Consider the following 22,696-nt stretch of genomic DNA (forward strand, 5'->3'; position numbering starts at 1 on the left):
AAATCAAATTTAAACAAAATGAGTCCGATAAAATATCGAACTCATTATTATCAAAATTAATATAAATTTGTCTAAACTTTTGGGTGCAGTCTATTACTCATTGATGGCTTTTTTTATTTCAAATTTTTAATATTCCGGAGAACGGTTTATAATTTGTAATTTTGCATTTTTAATTTAACAGACTGATAAAATAATTAAAATACGTGATAACAATTAATCAAAACCATCAATTTCAAATAGAAAACATCCTGTTTGTCTTTGCTTTAGAAATGGAAGCAGCTGAAGTATTTAACGAACAAAACACCTTGTTTGTAGGAGTAGGAAAAGTAAATGCAACTTATGAATTGACCAAAGCCATTCATCAAAAAAAACCGGATTTAATTGTTAATTTGGGTTCGGCAGGAAGTAGTGCTTTTAAAAAGGGGGATGTGGTGTGTTGCACTCAATTTGTACAGCGTGATATGGATGTGAGCGGATTAGGATATGAACGTTATGTAACGCCATATACTAATATTCCGTCTGTTTTGCAGTATGGATTGCAAATGGAGCAATTCCCACTCGGAGTTTGCGGAACCGGCGATAATTTTGAAATGGGACATACTGAAACCAAGTATGATGTTGTGGATATGGAAGCTTATGCAATTGCAACCATTGCGATGAAAGAGAAAATACCGTTTTTATGCCTAAAATATATTTCTGATGGCGCCGATGATAATGCAGCCGAAGACTGGCCTGTTTTAGTGCATAAAGCGGCTTTGGCATTTGGCGAAATTTTTCAAATTGGATAAAAAACACAATTGTTTTTCAAAAGCTTATGAAAAGTATTGTTTTTGAAACTTTAGAAAGGATAGTGGGAGTTCCGTTTCAGGATTTAGAAACGGAAACTTCCACTGTTTGTTTGGCAAATAACGAAGAACTCCGAGCTGAATTTCAGCTTCAGTTTACCATTTATGATGTCATGAATTACGTTTATGGAATTGCGGAAACAATACCTGATAAAAGCCTGATTTTGTCCTTAAAAATCCCTTATCCGATTGACGCGGATTTTTTTTGGAAACAGGCTTCCAAAGGGAAAAGATACCGCTTAGAAAATACTATTCCTGCATTGGAATTTATCGAAATAAGTGAATTGAATTGGCAAAAATAATACTGTGTACATTTGATTAACTTATTGGTTAATAGTTTTTTTGTTAAAGGGAAGGCGGTGGTTTTTACGGTTTTTAAGATTAGCTTTTCTTTTTGTTTTAAAGAATCGTTAAACTTTTTTATCTAATTCAATTATGCTCTAATTTTATGCTAAGAATTTAAAAAACGACTAATCATGAAATCAAAAAACCTGTTGAAAATTGTTTTGAGTTTGATACTCTTTGGAGCTTTTTGTTTTGTTTCTTTTGAAACCTTTGCTCGTCCGGCGACTAAATTTAGTATTCCAAAAGAAGATAATGTCAAGATAACTATCGATAAGAAGACTACCGAGGAGAGTTTTTTGGAAATCAAAAAAATGCTTAAAGAACACGGAATAGAAGTTAGTTTTACTCAGGTAAAAAGAAATAAAGAAGGTGAACTTACCGCTTTGAAAATTGTTTTGGAAGATGGAAAAAGAGGCAATGCGGAAAGTGAAATATCCAGTAATTTGCCAATTTCGCAAATCACTTTTGGACGAAAAGATGGTTTACTGTTTATTTCGGAAGGAAATGGCGAAATGAATTTGATGAACTTCATGCATTCGGGTAACGGAATGAATTTTGGTTTTAGTAATGATTCTTTAATGGCACAGGATTTTAATTTTTTTGGAAACAATAATTCCTTTTTTAACAACTATGCTGATTCCTCTTTTTTCAATTCAAAAGGAGTGAATGTAGATGAAATCAGAAAGCAAATGGAGCAATTTTTCAAACAAAGTGAAGGTTTTATTTCTAATGGTTCCTATAAGTTTTTTGATGATCCAAAGACTAATAAATTAATCATTATTGATGGTAAAGAATCTGATTTTAAAACTTTAGATAAATTAGCAAAAGAAAATAAAATTGACGATGTTGCCAGTTTGAAGTCAAAAATAGCCACGAGTATTTATGGCGATAAAGCCAAAGACGGAGCATTGATTGTTACGACTAAATAAGATGATGTTTTGAATAAATATGAAAACGTTGTCTTTAATGTAGACAACGTTTTTTTTATATAGATTTATTTATTATAGGTAAAAGAATCAACCCAATCAGAGGTTTTTATGGCTGAAACCAGATTTTCGGAATTCATAAAAACTCGCAATTCTTTGTTGGCTACTTTTTTAGTATATAAAGCCTTAAATCGATAGACGATGGTTTGATCTTCGTTGTTTTGATATACTTCGGCTAGTTGTAAGTCAATAAAACTGCCATACCACATTCTGAATTTCGTGCAGGTTTTTGAAAGTTTATCTATGGTAATATTATGAATTACCGAAGCCGTAGCTTCACTGCTTGTAAACGGTTTAAACTTGGAAGTATTACAGGTCATTAAAACGCGTTTGCCTAATTCGTAAGCTTTGTTTTTCTGACTTGAATTGATTTGGCTTGAAGCCAATTTTATAATATCATCCGGTTTTGGTTCTTTTTGATGTGCTTTTTTTGATTTACATCCTACTACTGCAATCAGGCTTAAGATAAGAATCAGTTTTTTCATTTTACTTTTTAATTTTTAATAACAGATTAGGGTCGGGACAATTTTCTTTGTAAAAATCCAAATCACTTTCACAGCAAACTCCCGGATAATCACCTGAAAAATCGCCAATATTTTTGATGATTTGAAAATGTAAATGCGGCGCATAATCGCCATTTAATTCCGGTTTTCCCAAAGTTGCCAGTTGTTGTCCTTTTTTAAAAAGCGTCCCGATTTTTAGATTTGTTATACTTTCTAACGACAGATGTCCGAATAAAGTATAAAATTCCTGATTTTTGATTTGATGTTTCAAAATAATCGTCGGACCATAATCGCCTGTGGAAGCATTGTTTTTAAAACTATGCACACAGCCATCAAGCGGACAAATGACGGCAGTCCCGGCAGCTGACCATAAGTCAATGCCAATATGAATGTTGCGTTCCTGAGTAGTTTTATTTTTAAAATTAGAACTTCTTTGGTACAAATTCCGTTTTTCAAGATAGCCGCCAAAAGCGATTTTGCCTACTGTTTTTTTTCGTTGTTCTTCCAGATAGGTTCCAAACGCCGAAACATTATTTAAGTTGAATTTATTCAAATCCGAATTAGAAACCGATAAATTCAAAGCAAAATAATCTTCTTGGGAATGCGCATTGGCTAATAAATGAACAGGGTCGCTATTTTGGAACAGATTTTCGATGATTTCTTTTTTTATTAAAGTAACACAAAAAAAGCCAAGCATGAAAATTCAGCCTGGCTTTATAACTTTTTATTAGTAAAAATTAGGAATATTTTTTGAAATTATACCAAATTCAACTGCAATGCATAACAGTTTTTGTCATCTTTAGTGATGCTAAAAACAATGCAGTCATCAGCAACATTTTCATGAATGATTACCTGATCACGTAGAGAAAGTTCCTTCATGAAATTCATTTCAAAACTTTTAATTTTTTGTTTCAAAATGATGTTTTCATCAACCAAATCCATACACCATTCCAGATATTTGACATTATTGACGTGATTGACAATGTCTAAATCAGACAGAATAACCGTTTTGCCAAAAACTTCTTCTTTATCGGGATTGATGTCAATTTTTGAAAAACCTTCTTTGGTGGCTCTTATTTCCGGAAAAAGTTTGAAATGATCGTGTGTCAAACTTAAAAGTTCCGGACGACGGCTTTTAGTATTAAAAACAGCCCAAAAAGTTTCGCAGCCCACAATTTTTTCTCCATTCAAATACATTTCCATGGCACGAACCGAACGGGAATTTTCCAGACTGTTAATCCAGGTTTTTACCGTGACAGTATCTTTCCATTTGGGTAAAGAGGTAATTTCAACCCGCATTCGGCTTAAAACCCATGCCTGATCAAATTGCTGCATATCGTTAAAGCTAATGCCTCCAATTTCGGCGTGTTCTGCAGCAGTAAGTTGCAAAAGGTTGCATAATTCGGTGTATTTTATACTTCCTGAAGGCAAACATTGCGTAAAGTTGATTTCGTAATCTTTGCTTAAAACAGAAGTGAAATTAGGAGAAATAGGCATGTAAATTTATGATTTCAGATTAACGATTTATGATTTTGTTTGAGAATCAATGTAATCAATAATTTTATTTATTGGTGTTTGAAAATCAAACCATTTGGTATTTTCATCGCGTTTGAACCAGGTTAATTGGCGTTTTGCAAAACGACGGGTGTTTTTCTTGATTTCTTCAATGGCAAACTCCAAAGTAAATTCTTCGTCAAAATAAGCAAATAATTCACGGTAACCAACTGTTTGAAGTGCATTTAATGCTTTGTGTGGATATAAATTTTCGGCTTCTTTTAGCAAACCTTCGTTCATCATAATGTCCACGCGCAGGTTGATGCGGTTGTACATCATTTCCCTGTCGGCTTCTAAACCGATGAGAATAGGAGTGAAGTTACGCTCGTTTTTCTTTTGGTTAAGAAAAGATGAATAAGGTTTACCCGTGCCCAAACAAACTTCCACAAATCGAATCATGCGTTGCGGATTGAGTAAGGTTTGCGGATTTTCATTGGTAATTTTTTCAAAATAGTCTGGATCCAATTTTTGAAGTTGTTCCTGTAGATGATTTAGTCCCAATTTTTCATAATTAGCGGTTACTTCTTCACGAATAGCGCTGTCAATGTCCGGAAAATGATCAAAACCCTTCAAAACTGCATTAACATACAAGCCAGATCCTCCGACCAAAATTACATAATCATTGTGTTGGAATAAGCTTTCAATTTTAGAAATAGCTTCTTTTTCGTAATTGCCTACGGTATAATTTTCAAAAATTGATTTGTTTTGGATAAAATGATGTGTTGCGGCAGCCAATTCACCAGCATTAGGGACGGCCGTTCCGATAGTCATTTCTTTAAAAAACTGCCGACTGTCGCAGGAAACAATTTCGCAATTAAAATGATTAGCCAGTTGAATACTCAAAGCTGTTTTTCCAATGGCTGTTGGCCCGACTATGGTAATGAGGTGTTTCATTTTAATTGTTTTCTAATGAGTGTCCGCATTGAGGACAAAATTTTGCATTGCCAGGATAATCGGTGTTATTACAATTTATGCAGGGATTTTGAGGCGTAATATCTTTACTTTTATTTATTTTATTGATTTCAGCAGATACAATTCCGGTGGGAACAGCAATGATGCCATAACCCATAATCATAACAAAGGAGGCTATAAATTGACCCAAAGGAGTTTGAGGCGAAATATCGCCATAACCTACAGTGGTCAAGGTTACAATAGTCCAATAAATGCTGGTAGGAATACTGGTAAAACCACTTTCTTTACCTTCAATCAGATACATGGCAGAACCAATAATTATGGTGCTGATGAGAACAAAATAAATAAAAACGACAATTTTTCCTTTGCTTGCTTCTAGTGCTCTTTTTAGTTTTAAAGATTGTGTGGTAAACTGCGGATTGTTTAAAATTTTAAACAAACGCAACAATCGTAACGCTCTGATGACCGTCAAAATATTGCTTCCGGTAATTATTAACGAAAGGTACATTGGTAAAATAGCCAGTAAATCGATGATGCCATAAAAGCTAAAAATATATCGTACAGGCTTGTTGATGGAAAGAATTCGAAAAATATATTCAATGGTAAACAGTATCGTAATGATCCATTCGAATGTTATTAGATAGGAATGGTATTTTAAATTAAATTCCGAAACGGTTTCCATCATTACCAACAGGATACTGAAAAGAATGAGTCCCAGTAATATTAAATCAAATAAACGTCCGGCTTTGGTGTTAGTTTTATAAATTACTACGTAAACTTTTTTTCTGAAAAGTGTATATGTTGATAAAAAGTTCATACAATGATAATTTAAAAATGAATGATTTTTATCGCTTTGTTTTTTCTAATGTAAGCCTGAATCAGACGTTGAATGCCCCGACTGCTTTCCATAGGAACCAGAATGTTTTTCAGGATATTCGGATTGGTAATCTGGTAATTCAAATCATAAAAAGCATAACCTTTAAAAACACCATTTTCTACTAAAACAGCACTTCTTTCGTTGATATTTCTGCCGCGGTCAATAATGATTAAGTTTTTGTTTTCAAAACTGTTTTTGTCAATAAACTGGAGCACTCTTTCATTGTATTCCGAACTAGAAATTTTACCAATACAAGCGCCGTCACATTCGTTGATGGTGTGCTGGAAACAATGGGTTTTAGTTTCGTATAATCCGGTTAATTTTTGACACAAATGATAATTAGCCGTTATGCGAAATAAGGCGTTTTTTCCGTCCAGAGCATTTGCATAGGAAAGAATTTCTTTTTTGCGTCCATCGGTTTTTTGCAATTTTAAGCGCAGATAACCTTCGTTGTCTTTTTCGGAATAAATAGCCCATGAAAAGCGATCTTTTCGGGAAGAACGGTTGTAAACAGGTTTGTTAACCTTGATTTCCTGAAGTTCTTTAATCATTGCTATGAGTTCGTTTCCGGTTTCTTCGTAGGTAACCGTAAAAACTTCTTTTTGAATTTTTTTAGCACTTCGGGTAATTCCGGTAAAATGCTGATTGACTCTTTTTTTAATATTTTGGCTTTTGCCAATAAAAATAATTTTACCTTCTTCGTTGTGAATATAATATACTCCGGTTTTTGAAGGCAGGCTGTCGATAATATCTAATAATTTAGGCGCAATTCCTTTTTGGATTTCCGATTTAATCAAACCGCTGATAATGGTTTTTTCGACATCTTTATCCAAAAGCATTTTGAATAATTTTACCGTCGCCATGGCATCTCCACTGGCACGGTGTCTGTCGGCCATAGGGATTCCCAGAGCACGGACTAACTTCCCAAGGCTATGCGATGTTTGTTCCGGTAATAATTTTTGAGATAATTCTACCGTGCAAAGGGTTTTGGTATTAAAATCATAACCCAAACGACGGAATTCTGTTCGCAGTATTCGATAATCAAAATCGGCATTATGAGCGACTAAAATGCAACCTTCGGTTATTTCTATAATGCGTTTGGCAATTTCAAAAAATTTTGGTGCCGAACGCAACATCGCGTTATTAATTCCGGTTAATTTAACCACAAACGGCTGAATAGGAATTTCAGGATTGACCAAACTAATGAATTGATCTACAATTTGGTGACCGTCATACTTATAGATAGCAATTTCGGTAATGCCTTCTTCATTGTATTGTCCTCCGGTAGTCTCTATGTCTAGTATTGCGTACAAAATAGTGTTCAGTGTTCGGTTTTTAGTGTTCAGTTTAAAACTGAAATAAATTATTGTTTATCGTTAATTTAAAATTGTCATCTACTTCCAAAAATGCTGCTACCCACACGTATCATGTTGCTTCCGCATTCGATGGCTAATTTATAATCGCCGGACATACCCATGGATAATGTAGAAAAGTTTAATGTTGGAACTGACTGCATTTGAATGCTATCAAAAATCGCTTTCAAATGAGTGAATTCCTGTTTTATTTTCTCTTGATTATCTGTAAATGTAGCCATTCCCATCAATCCCAAAATACGAATGTTTTTCATTTCCTGAAATTCAGTTGAGTTTAAAAGTATTTCAAGTTCTTCTTCGTCAAATCCAAATTTAGTTTCTTCGTCGGCAATGTGTACTTGCAATAAACAGTCAATTACACGATTGTTTTTATGAGCCTGTTTGCTGATTTCCTGTAATAATTTCAAACTATCCACACCATGAATTAAACTCACAAACGGCGCCATGAATTTGACTTTATTCGTTTGCACATGACCAATCATGTGCCATTGAATATCCTTAGGCATTTGTTCCCATTTTTCAACCATTTCCTGGATTTTGTTTTCTCCAAAAATGCGTTGTCCTGCTTCGTAAGCCTGCATTAAATCCGAAACAGGTTTGGTTTTAGAAACCGCAACCAGCGTTACGTTTTCAGGCAATGTTGATTTTATATGTTGTAAATTAGTTTGTATGGACATTTTAAATGATTTAGAGGATGATTAAAGAAATTGTTTTGCTACTTTTTCGGCTTTTTTACTTTCAGAATAATCATAAAATCCTTCTCCGGATTTTATACCCAGTTTTTTTGCATTCACCATATTTACTAAAAGTGGGCAAGGAGCATATTTTGGATTTTTAAAACCATCATACAGCACATTCATTATTGAAAGACAAACATCAAGACCAATAAAATCAGCCAATTGCAATGGTCCCATTGGATGTGCCATACCCAATTTCATCACATTGTCTATTTCATTTACACCGGCCACTTTGTTATACAGCGTTTCAATGGCTTCGTTTATCATCGGCATCAAAATTCTATTAGCAACAAAACCAGGGTAATCATGAACTTCAACAGCAGTTTTGCCTAATTTTTTACTCAAATTCATGATAAATTCGGTGATTTCATCACTCGTGTTATATCCGCGAATCACTTCCACCAATGGCATCATAGGAACCGGATTCATAAAATGCATCCCAATCACGCGTTCCGGATGTGCTACTACAGCTGCAATTTGGGTAATGGAAATCGAAGAAGTATTCGTGGCAAATATGGTGTTGTGCGAACAGAACTCGTTTAATTTTCTAAAAATACGCAGTTTTAAATCCAGATTTTCAGTAGCGGCTTCAATGACTAAATCGGCGCCAACAATGCCGTCTTCTATATCGGTGTAACAGATAATATTAGAAAGGGTTTTCATTTTGTCTTCGACAGAAATGCTTCCTTTGTTTTGCATTCTTTCGAGGTTGGTAAAAATAGTGTTCATGCCTTTTTCCAAAGCTTCTTCGGAAACATCAACCAGTTTTACGGTAAAACCATTTTGTGCAAAAGTATGCGCAATTCCGTTGCCCATAGTTCCTGCACCTATTACTGTTACTATTTTCATAATTTATATTCTAGGATTGAAATTGAAATATTTATCTAAATCTTCTTTAATATCTTCAAATTCGTTATCAGTAATATACTCATTTGTATAGAGCCAAACATACCTTTCATATTGAGTTTGATAAGGTAAAATGGGATCAACAATAAAATACTTTCTTTTGAAAAAGTCGATTTGTTTTTTAAAAACTAAATCAATAAAATCATCAACTTCTTTTTTGTTTTTATCAGTGTATATAAAATAAAATAGTTTTGATGAACTAATATGTTTTTCTTGATGTCTTTTTGCATATAGAATTCCGGACATTATAAATGGAAGAAAAAGGAGATATGAAATAATTTCCATAGCTAAAGGTGGAGCACCTTGTCTTATTGCTACAAGGCAAATTATTAAGATTACATTAAAAAGGATTGAAGCAGAAAGTCCCATCGAAACTCTATCTAAAGAACCTTCTACTATATGCCAATTATTTTTAATATCATCCAATGGAATGTTGTATTTTAATTTATGCTTTGCTGTATGCATATCTACAACAATTTCATCCTCTAAAATTTCAAACGATTGTTTTTGATTTTTAAATTTGATTTCTAATTTGTTTTCCATTAAAGATTATTTTTTAAAACAATCGATAATCTGATAAGCTACTCTTAAAGCTTCTGTAGCCTGATCTAAGGTTACAATTGGATTTGTATTATTGTTGATAGCATCTGCAAATGTTTCTAATTCGTCAAGAATAGCATTATTTTGCGTGACTTCAGGATTAGAAAAATAGATTTGTTTTTTAACTCCTTCAGCATTTTGCAAAATCATATCAAAATCTCCTGGAACTTCAGGAGCATCTTTCATTTTAACCACCTCACATTTCTTTTCTAAAAAGTCAACTGAAATGTAGGCATCTTTTTGAAAGAAACGGGTTTTACGCATGTTTTTCATAGAAATTCGGCTCGAAGTTAAATTGGCTACACAGCCATTTTCAAATTCGATTCGGGCATTGGCAATATCAGGAGTATCGCTGATTACCGAAACTCCGCTGGCGCTGATGTTTTTTACTTTTGAATTAACAACGCTTAAAATAACATCAATATCATGAATCATTAAATCTAAAACCACAGGAACGTCAGTCCCACGGGGATTGAATTCTGCCAAACGATGCGTTTCTATAAACATAGGGTTTTCAATCATGTTTTTAGTAGCAATAAAAGCCGGATTGAAGCGTTCTACGTGACCCACCTGTCCTTTTACATTGTATTCATTGGCCAGAGCAATAATTTCTTCGGCTTCTTCAACGGTATTAGAAATGGGTTTTTCGATAAAAACATGTTTGCCTGATTTTATTGCGGCTCTGGCGCATTTGTAGTGTGAAAGAGTGGGAGTTACAATATTGATTACATCTACGGCATGAATTAATTTAGCAATGGTAGTAAAGTTAGTGTAACCAAATTCTTTAGCAATTTTTTGAGCGTATTCCTGATTTTCGTCATAAAAACCAACTAACTCATATTTTTCAGATTGTTGTAATAAACGTAAATGAATTTTTCCCAGATGTCCGGCACCTAAAACTCCTACTTTAAGCATGATAATGTATTTTTAACAAAAGTAGGAAATTCAATTTAATATAATAGTATAATTGAATTGGATTTTGGGTTTTGCATTTTGGAATTTTTACTGCTATTTTTACAAAAAAATAAACCTTAAACATTGAAAGATACAGCCAAACATCAAGGACTTCGCAATCAGCTAGTAAGCACTTTGCAACAAAAGGGGATTACTGATTTGAGGGTTCTTGATGCGATAAAAAAAATCCCGAGACACCTTTTTTTGAATTCCAGTTTTGAGGCTTATGCTTATCAGGATAAGGCTTTTCCTATTGGAGCAGGTCAGACTATTTCGCAACCTTATACCGTTGCTTTTCAAACGCAGCTGTTGGAAATTAAAAAAGATCATAAAGTTTTGGAAATCGGAACAGGTTCCGGTTATCAAACGGCTGTTTTGTGTATGATGGGGGCAAAGGTTTATAGTGTAGAAAGGCAAAATGAATTGTTTAAACAAACCTCGGTTTTACTTCCAAAATTAGGAATCAGACCCAAACATCTTACTTTTGGAGATGGTTATAAAGGATTACCAACTTACGGCCCTTTTGACAGTATTATTGTAACGGCCGGAGCGCCAATTATTCCGCAACCCTTGATGGCACAATTAAAAATTGGTGGTCGATTGGTTATTCCGCTTGGGGAGGAAATTCAAATTATGACGTTGCTCATTCGTAAAAATGAAACCCAATTTGAAAAGCATGAATTAGGCGAATTTCGTTTTGTTCCTTTGTTGGAAGATAAAAATTAAGGTTTTAAAGTTAATTAAAAGCTTTTTTGATTCTGTCCAAATCTCGTTTCGTGTCCTGCTCTTTTAAAGATTCGCGTTTGTCGTAATTTTTCTTACCCTTACAAAGTCCGATTTCCAGTTTGGCAATTCCTTTTTCGTTGGTAAATAAACGCAGTGGAATAATAGTCAAACCTTTTGCCTGAACACTTCGGGCGAGATTTTTTAATTCGCGTTTGTTTAAAAGTAGTTTTCTTTCACTTCGGGATTTGTGATTAAATTGGTTCCCAAAAGCGTATTCTTCAATATAAGTATTGATAGCAAAGAGTTCGTTTTTTTCGTTGAATTCACAAAAACTTTCAGCGATATTGGCTTTTCCTAATCGGATAGATTTGATTTCGGTACCGGCCAGCACAATTCCTGCCGTGTATTTTTCGATTATTTCATAATCAAATCGCGCTCTTTTATTAAGTATGTTGACTGTCTTTACCATGAATGCAAATGTAGAAACAATTAGTAAATCTCCACAAAGTTTTAACGAAATTGATTTATTTTTGTATTTATGGAAAAACCACAATCAAATGATCCGCTTCACGGAAAAACGTTAAAAGTAATTGTAGAAAAATTAGTTGAGTATTATGGATTTGATACTTTGGCTCAATTAATTCCAATTCGTTGTTTTTCTCATAATCCAACGGTGAAATCGAGTTTAACTTTTTTAAGAAAAACTGATTGGGCAAGAAAAAAAGTCGAGGAATTGTATGTTAGGTCAATGCCCAGATTTGATTAATTTAGTTGATAAGAAATCATAATTCCTCCTCTGTATGGGAGCCATTCACCGCTTTTATTATAATTTTTAGCTTTTTCATATCTTCCGGGAGTTCCATCGGTATAATAGCCTTTGTAAAATCCCTGATGCCAACCACCACCAAAAAAAGCATCTAAAACAAACTGGTTATTTATTTTTTTTTGATATCCAATGGTGGCACCAATGCGATAACCAAGCCCTTCTTCGTATTTATTAGTTCCCCAATAATTCCATTTTTGAATTTTGTAAATGTCAGGTCCGGCATGTGCTCCTGCATAAAACCCATTGTATTTTTCTTTAAAATGATAGCGGTATTCAGGTGTTAGCATTACTGCTTGCATTGGTTTTCCGTCAAAAGATTTCCAAAATGAAGCAAAAACATCAACACTAAAAGTTGATTTTGATCCAATACTGGTTTCAATACCAACTTGTGGAACAGCTACCAGAGCTGATAAACCATTGATTTTTATGTAAGTTTGGGCATTTGTAACAAAGGTTGCAAGTAAAAGTAAGCTTAAAAAGAATGTTTTTTTCATTAGAATTTTGCTGTAAGCGTTTTTGTTGAGTGAAAATTTAAGCTATTTCGATTGTAAAATTTGATTGAAAAATTTCATTAGTATCTAAAACCTGAATGCCTTCTTTTTTAAAAAAATTTCCGGTTGATTCATTGGTGTCTGAATAACCATACCAAGGTTCGATACAAAGAAAAGGGGCATCTTTTTTAGTCCAGATACCCAGATGAGGAAATCCCTGAAAATCTACTTTTAACAGCGGAGTTTGGTTTTTCAGGATGCTTAAACTTTTGGAAGTTAGATCTTTAAAAATCAAAGCGTCATTTTCAAAGAGTTTGTAATTTAGAGAAACAACACCATTTTGTTTTTCGAGTGTCTTTGTCTGATTAGAAATCAAATCATTTTCTAATAAAGAACAGACAAGTGGTTCGTCTTTTTCGAATTGAATTTCAAAATCTTCAAAATTTCCGTTTAATGCAAATGCCGGATGCGCTCCGATGGAAAAAGGCATTTGAGATTGTGACTTATTAATGACTTTATAGCTGGTGTTTAATTTTTTTTCCTCAAGTGAATATTGGATTTGCAATTCAAATTCGAATGGATAAACTTTTAGGGTTTCTTCAGAAGACTGAATAGAAAAAGTAGCGCTGTTTTCGGTTTTCTCAATTAATTCAAAAGTCATATCCCGTGCAAATCCATGACGGGACAGCTTATAATTTTTCTCGTTAATTTGATAGCTGTTATTTTTTAATGTGCCTACTATTGGAAATAAAACAGGTGCATGTTTACCCCAAAAATCAGGATTTCCTTCCCAGATGTATTCCTGGTTATTTGTTTTTAAAGAAAATAATTCAGCTCCTTTAGCGTTAATTTTTGCTGAAAGAAAGTTGTTTGAAATGCTTGTTGTCAAAATTAAGAATTTTATGAGGTAAAGATATTTCATAAAATTAAATTAAAGCACCATTATTATAGAAGAAATCTGTAATTTTTTTTATTAATTTGTTTTTAAATAGAAAAGAATATGAAAATAAATAAGTCGGTCGCTATTTTTCAAATAGCAATATTACTAGGAGGCGCTTCTTTGGCAGCACAGGAAACATCAGTTATCAAACAGGTTTCTAATTATGATTATCATGATGCTTTCAGCCCGAATTTTTATACCAAAAACGGAACAGTGACCCGTTCGGCCAGTGGTCAGCCCGGATCGGAATATTGGCAAAACAGAGCTGATTATAAGTTAACAGCTGTTTTAAACGAAAAAACAAATGAAATTTCGGCTACAGATATTATTACTTATACCAATAATAGTGCCGATACAATGTCGTTTTTGTGGTTGAATCTGGATCAAAATTTATTCAGTGGAGATTCCCGTGGTGAAGCTATTGTACCGATTACCGGAAGTAGAAATGGGCGTCAGGGACAGGTTTTTGACGGAGGTCATAAAATCAAATCGGTAAAAATTATAAAAATAGATAATAAGAAAGTAGCTGATGTGGAGGCTAAGTATCTTATCAATGATACCAGAATGCAGTTGTTTCTTCCGAAAGAGTTAAAATCCAAAGGAGGAAAAGTGGAATTCAAAATCGAGTTTTCTTATATTTCTCCAAATGAAGGTTCGGACAGAACCGGAGTTTTGGAAACTAAAAACGGGAAGATTTTTACCATCGCACAATGGTATCCTCGTATGTGTGTGTATGATGATGTAAGAGGGTGGAATGTGAATCCGTACTTGGGAGCATCTGAGTTTTATTTGGAATATGGAGATTTTGATATATCAATTACAGCACCATCGAATCATGTTGTGGTTTGTTCCGGAGAATTGACCAATCCAAAAGAGGTTTTTTCTGCTGGAGAATTTAAAAAATATAATGAAGCCAAAAACAGTGACAATACGGTGATGATTCATTCTTTAAATGATGTTTTGGTGGTCAAAAATGCTTCGGGGAATTCTAAAACCTGGCATTTTAAATTAAATAATGCAAGAGATGTTTCCTGGGCGTCTTCGGCTGCATTTATTTTGGATGGAGCCAGAATCAATTTACCAAGTGGTAAAAAAGCATTGGCGCTTTCGGTTTATCCTGAGGAAAGTGCCGGTAACGATGCCTGGGGGCGTTCAACAGAATTTGTAAAGCATTCGATAGAAAATTATTCTAAAAGATGGATAGAATATACTTATCCGGTGGCGACTAATGTGGCAGGAAATGAAGGAGGAATGGAATATCCGGGAATTGTTTTTTGCGGATGGAAGTCTAAAGGAAAAAGTTTGTGGGGAGTTACGGATCACGAATTTGGGCATAACTGGTTTCCAATGATTGTTGGGTCAAATGAGCGATTATTTGCATGGATGGATGAAGGCTTTAATACTTTTATTAATACGCTGAGTGATGTTGATTTTAATAACGGAGAGTTTAAAGGCGAAAAAGAAGATATGCATGAGAGCAGCTTTTTATATACTGATCCGAAATTAGAAACGATGATGAGTTCGCCGGATAATATGAAAGAAGCAAATATTGGTAAATTATGTTATGCTAAGCCAAGTGCAGGATTAGTGATTCTGAGAGAACAAATTTTAGGAAAAGAACGTTTCGATTTGGCTTTCAAAACCTATATGGAGCGTTGGGCTTTCAAACATCCGCAGCCGGATGATTTTTTCAGAACAATGGAAAACGTAGGAGGAGAAGATTTAAGTTGGTTTTGGAGAGGATGGTTTCAATACAACTGGCGTTTTGATCAGGGTGTGAATGCTATTAAATATGTAAAAAATGACCCGGCAAAAGGAGTATATATCACGATAGAAAACTTTGAAAAAATGCCTATGCCTGTGGTAATGGATATTAAACTTAAAAGCGGAAAAACCGACAGAGTAAAATTGCCTGTTGAAGTTTGGCAAAAAAATACACAATGGACATTTAAACATAACTCTGTTGAAGAAATTGAAAGTATTGTTTTAGATCCGGAACATGTTTTTCCGGATAGTAATGAGGCGAATAATACCTGGACTGCAGCGAATGGTTTAGTAGAAAAAGATATGATTTATGATGCTTATTTTGGTGTTTATTCTAATTCCAGATTACCTTTTAAAATTACCATTTCAGAAAAGAATACTTTGTTAAATGTTGATATTCCTGATTATTCCGATTTTTCGGTTGAATCCATTGGAAAAGACGAGTTTGAATCCAAACGAGCTGGTTTGAAATTTAAATTTAAAGATGATAAATCTGGTTTCGATATGATTGTTGGAGCAGATAGAATTATTCCTTTTACAAAAGATAAATAATTTTAGATTTTAATTTATAAAGAAAGGCTGTTGAAAATTTCAATAGCCTTTTTTGTTTGCTAAGATTAAAAAAATGTACTTTTATTGCTTTTTTGAATAAACTTAGAAACTACAATTTTGGATAAAAAGATTACCATTGCAATCGACGGATTTTCTTCAACCGGGAAAAGTACTTTAGCTAAACAACTGGCTAAGGTTTTGGGATACGTATATGTGGATACAGGAGCCATGTATCGTGCGATTGCTTATTTTTCGATGCAAAAAGGTTATATAAAAACCGATTATTTAGATAAAGAATCCTTGATTGTAAGTTTGCCAAATATCCAATTGCAGTTTCACTTTAATGTTGAATTGGGTTTTGCTGAAATGTATTTGAATGGCGAAAATGTTGAAAAGCAAATCCGTACCATTGAAGTTTCCAGTTTTGTGAGTAAGGTAGCTGAAATTCCTGAGGTTCGAGCTAAATTAGTAGAACAGCAACAGCAAATGGGTAAAAACAAAGGTATTGTAATGGATGGCAGAGATATTGGGACGGTTGTTTTTCCGGATGCCGAACTTAAAATTTATATGACCGCCAGTGCGCAAACCCGTGCTCAAAGACGTTATGATGAATTAATCCAAAAAGGGGATCAGGTAACTTTTGAAGAAGTGCTCAAAAATGTTGAGGAACGTGACTATATTGATACGCATCGCAGTAATTCGCCTTTAATCAAAGCGGATGATGCTATCGAAATAGATAATTCTAATCTGAACAGGGAAGAACAATTTGAACTGGTTTTAGATTTAGTAAAACAAAAAATCAGTTAATTCTTCAAATGATTTAATCTCAAAGAAATTAATAATAAGTTTCTTTGAGTTTTAATGATTTTTTTTTTTTCGTCTCCACCAAATTAAAAAACCTGTAATTGGTGCACTAGCTGCAAAAAGGCATACTAAAAAAGCAATAATCTTGGTAGGCAACCCATAGATACTTCCTGTATGTATGGGGTAAATAATTCGTCTTAATTTGTCTCCTTTTGTAAAGGATTCATAAGGTTTTGTTTGAATTATTTTAGCCGTATATCTATCAAAATAGGCAATACCGGATTGATTAGGGATTACTTTTTCTATATTTTCTTTGGTGACTAAAATGCTATTAACCGTTTCGTTTGGCATTCTTATTTGAACGTTACCTTGATACGAATAGATTTTATTTGTTTGATCCATAATGCTTTGATAGAAAAATGTTTTTTGAGACAGTAATTCTGTTTTAGGAGGATTAGCTACTTTAATGGATGGTTTTTTGGCAATGCCATCCGTTAGATAATAAAGACTGTTTTCAAACCATTTAAAAGACCAAGTGAGTCCTGTAAGCGCAATGATTAATAAAAATAGAAAACTGTAAAAACCAAGAACAGAATGGATGTCCCAATTAACTCTTTTAAAAGAAGCATCCCATTTAATTGTCAGTCGTTGTTTTAAGTTTTTGAGTTTTTTTGGCCACCATAAAAACAGGCCACTCAATAGTATGATAATGAAAATTAAGCACGAACAACCGGTAATTAATTTCCCTGTTTTTCCTAGTAAAAGACTTCGATGCAATTTATTGGTAATCGAAAAAAAATGTTTTTTTTGTTCAATACTACTGATGATTTTTCCCGTATAGGGATTTATAGCAAAAAAGAGTATGTTTCCATTGGTGTTTTTACCCATTATAAGAACCGTTCGTTTCGGATCGTTAAAGGTGTAAATACGGATGATACTGTCTGTCGCGTATTCTTTTTTTAATGTTTTTACAGCACAATCAATTGGTATTCTCGATTTTTCAACGGTTTTAACTTTGTAAAATTCTGGGTGAATGAGTGTGTTGATTTCTTCTTCGAAAACTAAAATACTTCCTGTAAGAGCTACAATAAATACAACAAGCCCGGACGAAAGTCCGAGCCATAAATGTATTTTTCCAATGCTTTTCTTGATTTGTTTATTCATACAAATTTTGTTGAATAATTATTTTTTTGGGATTGCAAATAAAAGCGATTTAAAAAGAATAACCTAAGGTTAGCAGCCAGTTTTTAGGTGCTCCTGGGAATAAACGAATATAATCGTAACCACCTACCCAATAGGTTTTATTAGCTATATTATTGGCATTCAACTGGATTTTGAATTTATTAATAGTGTAATACAAAGCAGCATTCATTATGGTATAACCAGGAATCGTTTGAGTAGCACTAATACTCAGGTTACGTCTGGTAACAAAATTAGAACCAAAAGCCAATCCAAAATCTTTCAAAGCTCCTTCAGTAAAATTATATCTTGTCCAAATATTTCCCTGGTGTTTAGGTGTGTTTGGTTTTTGTCGGCCTATTTCACTAGCTACCGGACTATCGGTAATACTGGCTTCATTGAAAGAGTAGGCTGCCGAAATACTCCATTGATTGGTAATTCGACCATTAAGATCAATTTCAATTCCTTTGGATTCCTGTTCACCAATAGCTCTCATTAAATCAACATTACTGGAATCATTGGCACTATATAGACTATTTTTTTCTTTGATTTTATAAAAAGCTATGGTCACATATAAATTTTCGTTAAACCAAGATGATTTTCCGCCAAATTCAATCATATTACTTTCCAATGGATCAAAAGGTCCTCCGGCATTAGGGTTAGAAAGTACAGAAGCCGTTTGAGGGTTATATCCTTTTACATAAGTACTGTATAGATTAACATTTGGTGTCAAAGTATAGGTAAGTCCTAAACGTGGTAAAAATGAATGTTGTTTTACTTTGTTTTCGTTGTCTTTGGTATAATTTTCCCTATCAATATATTCGTCATAACGCACTCCAAGTAGTGCTTTCAATGGACCTAGTTTTATTTGATCCTGCAAATAGATTCCATAGGTAGAATAAAACGTTGGGTCAAAGGCTCTGTTAGTATAAAAATATTTACTCATGTCTTTTAGTTGCTGAGAACTGTAAGGATTTGATAAATCAAAATGTGCTACATTGGGAACAGGATTTCCATTTGAATCTAATAAATAAGCACTTTTATTATTAGGATTATAGGTGTTGATGACACCGGTATTGGCTGCATTTCTATATCCTTTAGCTTCTAATTGAGAACCTCCTGCAGGAAGTTTTTCCTGAGCATAGTCATATCCAAAAACTAAGTTATGATCAAGTATTCCGGTTTTAGTTTTATAAACAAAAAAGTTAGAAATATTATCGATATATCTTTTGCGTTTTCTCATAAAAACCTGCATTTCAATAGCAGTTGGGATAGAAACTCCGTCGCCGTTAACAGCATATTTATTGGCTCCTCGGTGTTCCAGTAAATCTTCATTGTATCCTGTTCTTATATAGGAAGCAGAAAAGGAAAGTTTGTCACTAAATTGATGGTTTAATGAAGTGGTAAGAATATAGGTCTCTTCATTAAGGTAATCGTTTGAAGCGTTTAGAGATTGTCTAATATTGGTAGAGTACAAATCATTTTCATAGGTTGATTGTCCTCTGTCCAGAATGCTTTTGGAACTATTGTAAATTAAATCAAAGTTCACACGCGTTTTGTCATTAGGCAAGAATGAAAAAGAAGGCGCAATAACGATGTTTTTGTCAAATTGTAAATCACGAAACGAATTGGCATTTTCATATCCAATATTCAAACGGTATAAAAGTGTTTTGTCTTCATTAAGAGGTCCCGTAAAATCTCCTAAAGCTCTTAGTGTGTTAAAACTTCCTGTAGAAAAACTAATACTATTAGCGGCTTGTTCCAAAGGTTTTTTGGTAACTCTGTTCACCACACCACCCGGAGAAGCGTTTCCGAAAAGGGCAGAAGAAGGTCCTTTCAAAACCTCTACTCGCTCTAAGTAATTTGTTAAGGGTTGTTTCCAGAAACCGGTAGAAGTACGTAATCCGTTTAATAATTGGGTATTGCTTTGACCGTTAATTCTGAATCCTCTGATGGAAATATCGTCGTAAAAGGTGAATTGTGTTACACCACTAAAATTTTTGACCAATTCTCCCACACGCATCGTTCCCTGGTCGGCAATTAATTCTTTTGTAGCATAAGAAACCGATTGTGGAAGGTCTTTTAAGGCAATTTCAGTTTTTGCACCAATAAAAGATCGGGTATTTTTATATGATTTTTCTTTTCGTCCTATAATTTCCACCGTTTGTAAAGCATTTATATTTTCTTTTAAGACGATGTTGACTGTTAGATTTTCATTTTCTTTTACAAAAACAGTTTTTATTTGATTGCTGTACCCAAGAGCTGAAAATACTAAAGTATAAGTTCCTGCTGCCAGATTGCGAATTTCATAATTCCCTTTTTTATCGGCATCTACTTGTTTGTTTTTTTCTTTTACGTACACATTAGCAAATAAATATTCGGTTAGATTTTCTGTGGTTATTCTTCCTTTGATTGAATTGTTTTGTGCTTTAACTAGCGTTGTAAGAGCTAACAATAGTAGAATATATGTTGTTTTCATGGTTAAAAATTATAAGTTTTGTGACACAAAGTTATTTTTATTTAGAATAAATACAAATAAAAAACAGCTATAAAATTGATTTATTTTATAGCTGTTTGATTGTTAGTAGTTTATTTGACTGAAAAAAAGTGAATAAAAGTTAGTTTGTATAAGGTTTCGTTAGCTTTGGGACGCTTGAAAACAAAAAAACTGCCCGAAAAGTAATTTTTGGACAGTTTCATTTTTTTGTTGTAGCCAACAGTTTATTTAATGCTGATAAGTTTTGGAGATTTTGGTTTTGCAGCTTCCTTTTTAGGGATATTGATAGCTAAAATTCCATTTTCATATTTAGCGGATATTTTTTCTTCATCGATTAATTCCGGAAGTGTGAAGGAGCGACTAAAAGACTGGTAGCTGAATTCCTGTTTGGTAATTCGTTCACCGTCTTTAACTTCATTGTTTAGTTTTTTTTCAGAAGAAACGGTTAATAAATCATTATTCAGTTCAATTTTGAAATCTGATTTTTCAAATCCCGGAGCAGCTACTTCTACAAAAAAGAAGTCTTTATTTTCTTTGATATTCAAAGAAGGCAAAGTTGTGTTGGTCATTGAAAAATTATTTCTATTCCAACCTTCAAAATCATTATTAAAAAATCTGTCAAATAAACCAGGCCATTGATTTTGATATCTAACAATTGTCATAATAATAAATTTTTAAGTTAAACAATCTTCGTTATTAGTTAACTTCAAATAAAATGCCAGCTGTAATAAACTGACAATAAGTTAGTTGTTTCGTATTTTAATGTGTTTTGTTTCTGAAAATTTTAATAATTTTTAAGAAAGAAATGTCAATTTTTCAGTTTTGGGATGGTTGTTTTTTTACCACAAACTTGTCATCCTGACGAAGGAAGGATCTCATCAAGAAATGCCACAAAGTTGCTCTTCTTTGTGTGCAGAATGTAATTCTGCGATAACGTTTTGGTGTGTATCCGAGCAATCGGGTATAAAAAAAAAGAGTTAGTTTTCGCTAACTCTTTTTTTGTTGTAACTTAAAATGTGTTTTCTTAAAAAGCCTCCGAAAGTTAGAAAAGAAATGCCAATTAAAAATTTGTATTTAGTTAAAGATAAATAGTCGTTAGTAAATGCTATTATTAAAAATATAAGATTAACGAGAGTAATCATTGATAATAAAACTAAAATTGTCTTTTTCATATTTTATTTTTTATAAAATTGGTGTTGCTAAGTTTTTTTTTTAATCGCAAACTTGTCATCCTGAAGAAGGAAGGATCTCATTAAGTTTTAATAATTATGTTTAATTGCCACACGAAAGGATTCGTGCGGCAGCGTGGGATTATAGCTTTTGTTATACTTAGTACTTTTTTGTTGCTATTATAATTCCAGTTGACCAATTCATTTTAGTCAGATTGAAATCTTTTCGGTTTTCTAAATATTCTATTAGTTTATCAACATTTTCTTGATGTCCTTCAGGCCAATTAGGTTGAGCCAACATATCATCAATAATGTATAGGCCACCAATTTTTATTAAATCAAGAATTTCATCAACTTCACTATATTTTCCTGGCCAGGCATCTGCAAAAACTAAATCAAATTTTTCTCCTTTATAACTTTTAATCCATTCTGTTCCGTCCGCATATATTATTTTCACTCTTTTATCTTTCCCAAAATAATTTTCAACTATCTCAATCAGTTTCGGGTTATTGTCGATACTAATTAATTTGGATTCAGAATCCATTCCATCTATCATCCAGGATAGAGACAATCCAATGCCTGTTCCTAATTCCAGAATATTTGATTTTGGTTTAGATGTTGTCAATGTTTTTAATAAAGTTCCGATGTAAAGGTCAGAAGGCATTGTAAATCCAATTTCTTTAGATTTTTTTTCGATTTCTGAGTGAATCTTAGGCTTGTCTAGAATATTTAAATCGTTCATATTTATGTTTTTAAAGTTGTTGTAGGATGTTTTTGTGAATTAAGTACAACTAACGTGTATGTATGATAAAATCATATAAAGCCGCCTGAAAAAGGTAGATATGTGTGACCGGTTGTTTTATTTCTTTTCAAATATATCAAAATATTTTTACAAAATATCTTCTGAAAGCAAAACGTCCTAAATAGCCCTGATGGAAGTGGCATCCTCTTGTCTCGTCTTTTGAAACGAGACAAGAGATAGAACGGACAGCAGGAGGGAAGTAGTTTTGAAAATCAATACTTTCTGCTCCAAAAACCAATAAAAATCATGGTTTAGGTTATTATTTGGTTTAGCTAGTGATTATCAGTGTGATTTGTTTTGTGGTTACAAATAAATGTTGTAATTTTGCGCACCTTTTGGTGAATAAGAGTTTCC

At 33.3% G+C, this 22,696-nt stretch carries 24 protein-coding genes; 7 read left to right on the forward strand and 17 right to left on the reverse strand.

Annotated features, from left to right (window positions below):
• Positions 1-203 precede the first annotated feature (203 nt).
• From H599_RS0118470 to H599_RS0118480, 3 genes are all read left to right on the forward strand, one after another.
• Entirely contained in the window at positions 204-788 is a 585-nt protein-coding gene (locus H599_RS0118470) for a 5'-methylthioadenosine/S-adenosylhomocysteine nucleosidase family protein (protein ID WP_026715466.1), read from the forward strand.
• Between the two features lie 26 nt (positions 789-814).
• Complete coding sequence (locus tag H599_RS0118475; protein WP_026715467.1) at positions 815-1,147, forward strand: hypothetical protein; 333 nt, start codon at positions 815-817, stop codon at positions 1,145-1,147.
• Between the two features lie 174 nt (positions 1,148-1,321).
• Positions 1,322-2,119: a hypothetical protein gene (locus H599_RS0118480; RefSeq protein WP_026715468.1), complete on the forward strand. Its 798-nt coding sequence runs from the start codon at positions 1,322-1,324 to the stop codon at positions 2,117-2,119.
• Positions 2,120-2,184: 65 nt separating this feature from the next.
• Here the strand turns inward: H599_RS0118480 and H599_RS0118485 are convergent, their stop codons facing one another.
• The 10 genes from H599_RS0118485 to H599_RS0118530 form a co-directional block, all read right to left on the reverse strand.
• Positions 2,185-2,661, reverse strand: a complete 477-nt coding sequence (locus H599_RS0118485; RefSeq protein WP_026715469.1) for a hypothetical protein — start codon at positions 2,659-2,661, stop codon at positions 2,185-2,187.
• Position 2,662: 1 nt separating this feature from the next.
• Positions 2,663-3,376 (reverse strand): peptidoglycan DD-metalloendopeptidase family protein, encoded by a 714-nt coding sequence (locus H599_RS0118490; RefSeq protein ID WP_051590816.1) that lies wholly within the window; start codon positions 3,374-3,376, stop codon positions 2,663-2,665.
• 59 nt (positions 3,377-3,435) lie between these two features.
• Positions 3,436-4,176: an acyl-[acyl-carrier-protein] thioesterase gene (locus tag H599_RS0118495; protein WP_026715471.1), complete on the reverse strand. Its 741-nt coding sequence runs from the start codon at positions 4,174-4,176 to the stop codon at positions 3,436-3,438.
• 27 nt (positions 4,177-4,203) lie between these two features.
• Positions 4,204-5,127, reverse strand: coding sequence for a tRNA (adenosine(37)-N6)-dimethylallyltransferase MiaA (miaA, locus tag H599_RS0118500; protein WP_026715472.1), 924 nt, complete (start codon positions 5,125-5,127; stop codon positions 4,204-4,206).
• Between the two features lies 1 nt (position 5,128).
• Complete coding sequence (locus H599_RS0118505; RefSeq protein ID WP_026715473.1) at positions 5,129-5,962, reverse strand: ion transporter; 834 nt, start codon at positions 5,960-5,962, stop codon at positions 5,129-5,131.
• Positions 5,963-5,973: 11 nt separating this feature from the next.
• Positions 5,974-7,335 (reverse strand): exonuclease domain-containing protein, encoded by a 1,362-nt coding sequence (locus tag H599_RS0118510; protein ID WP_026715474.1) that lies wholly within the window; start codon positions 7,333-7,335, stop codon positions 5,974-5,976.
• Positions 7,336-7,412: 77 nt separating this feature from the next.
• Positions 7,413-8,072 (reverse strand): YggS family pyridoxal phosphate-dependent enzyme, encoded by a 660-nt coding sequence (locus H599_RS0118515; protein ID WP_026715475.1) that lies wholly within the window; start codon positions 8,070-8,072, stop codon positions 7,413-7,415.
• Positions 8,073-8,093: 21 nt separating this feature from the next.
• A complete protein-coding gene (locus tag H599_RS0118520; protein WP_026715476.1) occupies positions 8,094-8,981 on the reverse strand; it encodes a 3-hydroxyacyl-CoA dehydrogenase family protein in 888 nt (295 codons plus the stop codon).
• A gap of 3 nt (positions 8,982-8,984) precedes the next feature.
• Complete coding sequence (locus tag H599_RS0118525; protein WP_026715477.1) at positions 8,985-9,581, reverse strand: hypothetical protein; 597 nt, start codon at positions 9,579-9,581, stop codon at positions 8,985-8,987.
• Between the two features lie 6 nt (positions 9,582-9,587).
• Positions 9,588-10,553, reverse strand: a complete 966-nt coding sequence (locus tag H599_RS0118530; protein ID WP_026715478.1) for a Gfo/Idh/MocA family protein — start codon at positions 10,551-10,553, stop codon at positions 9,588-9,590.
• 123 nt (positions 10,554-10,676) lie between these two features.
• Between H599_RS0118530 and H599_RS0118540 the strand changes: the two genes are divergently transcribed.
• Positions 10,677-11,318 carry a protein-L-isoaspartate(D-aspartate) O-methyltransferase gene (locus H599_RS0118540; RefSeq protein WP_026715479.1) on the forward strand — a complete coding sequence of 214 codons (642 nt, stop codon included), beginning with the start codon at positions 10,677-10,679 and terminating at the stop codon, positions 11,316-11,318.
• A 10-nt stretch (positions 11,319-11,328) separates the two neighbouring features.
• Here the strand turns inward: H599_RS0118540 and smpB are convergent, their stop codons facing one another.
• Complete coding sequence (gene smpB, locus H599_RS0118545; RefSeq protein ID WP_026715480.1) at positions 11,329-11,787, reverse strand: SsrA-binding protein SmpB; 459 nt, start codon at positions 11,785-11,787, stop codon at positions 11,329-11,331.
• 69 nt (positions 11,788-11,856) lie between these two features.
• On the opposite strand from smpB, the gene H599_RS0118550 reads away from it, so the two are divergent.
• Positions 11,857-12,084 (forward strand): VF530 family protein, encoded by a 228-nt coding sequence (locus tag H599_RS0118550; RefSeq protein ID WP_026715481.1) that lies wholly within the window; start codon positions 11,857-11,859, stop codon positions 12,082-12,084.
• Here the strand turns inward: H599_RS0118550 and H599_RS0118555 are convergent.
• Both H599_RS0118555 and H599_RS0118560 read right to left on the reverse strand, forming a co-directional pair.
• Positions 12,081-12,638 carry a DUF3575 domain-containing protein gene (locus tag H599_RS0118555; protein WP_026715482.1) on the reverse strand — a complete coding sequence of 186 codons (558 nt, stop codon included), beginning with the start codon at positions 12,636-12,638 and terminating at the stop codon, positions 12,081-12,083. The two genes, H599_RS0118550 and H599_RS0118555, sit on opposite strands and share 4 nt — an antisense overlap.
• Positions 12,639-12,675: 37 nt before the next feature.
• The gene (locus H599_RS0118560) at positions 12,676-13,524 is read right to left on the reverse strand and encodes an aldose 1-epimerase family protein (RefSeq protein WP_026715483.1); all 849 of its coding nucleotides are present in this window, start codon (positions 13,522-13,524) and stop codon (positions 12,676-12,678) included.
• 111 nt (positions 13,525-13,635) lie between these two features.
• Here H599_RS0118560 and H599_RS0118565 point away from each other — a divergent pair, with 111 nt between their 5' ends.
• A complete protein-coding gene (locus H599_RS0118565) occupies positions 13,636-15,891 on the forward strand; it encodes a M1 family metallopeptidase (protein ID WP_026715484.1) in 2,256 nt (751 codons plus the stop codon).
• Positions 15,892-16,008: 117 nt separating this feature from the next.
• Positions 16,009-16,698, forward strand: a complete 690-nt coding sequence (gene cmk / locus H599_RS0118570) for a (d)CMP kinase (RefSeq protein WP_026715485.1) — start codon at positions 16,009-16,011, stop codon at positions 16,696-16,698.
• Between the two features lie 51 nt (positions 16,699-16,749).
• Here cmk and H599_RS0118575 read toward each other — a convergent pair whose 3' ends face one another.
• The 4 genes from H599_RS0118575 to H599_RS0118590 form a co-directional block, all read right to left on the reverse strand.
• Positions 16,750-17,859: a PepSY-associated TM helix domain-containing protein gene (locus tag H599_RS0118575; protein WP_026715486.1), complete on the reverse strand. Its 1,110-nt coding sequence runs from the start codon at positions 17,857-17,859 to the stop codon at positions 16,750-16,752.
• 49 nt (positions 17,860-17,908) lie between these two features.
• Positions 17,909-20,353: a TonB-dependent receptor gene (locus H599_RS0118580; protein ID WP_026715487.1), complete on the reverse strand. Its 2,445-nt coding sequence runs from the start codon at positions 20,351-20,353 to the stop codon at positions 17,909-17,911.
• 242 nt (positions 20,354-20,595) lie between these two features.
• On the reverse strand, positions 20,596-21,033 hold the full coding sequence (locus H599_RS0118585) for an Hsp20/alpha crystallin family protein (RefSeq protein WP_026715488.1): 438 nt from the start codon (positions 21,031-21,033) through the stop codon (positions 20,596-20,598).
• A 667-nt stretch (positions 21,034-21,700) separates the two neighbouring features.
• A complete protein-coding gene (locus tag H599_RS0118590) occupies positions 21,701-22,282 on the reverse strand; it encodes an O-methyltransferase (protein ID WP_026715489.1) in 582 nt (193 codons plus the stop codon).
• Between the last annotated feature and the right edge of the window lie 414 nt (positions 22,283-22,696).

Origin of the sequence: Flavobacterium daejeonense DSM 17708 (assembly GCF_000425425.1) — a bacterium.
Lineage (GTDB): Bacteria > Bacteroidota > Bacteroidia > Flavobacteriales > Flavobacteriaceae > Flavobacterium > Flavobacterium daejeonense.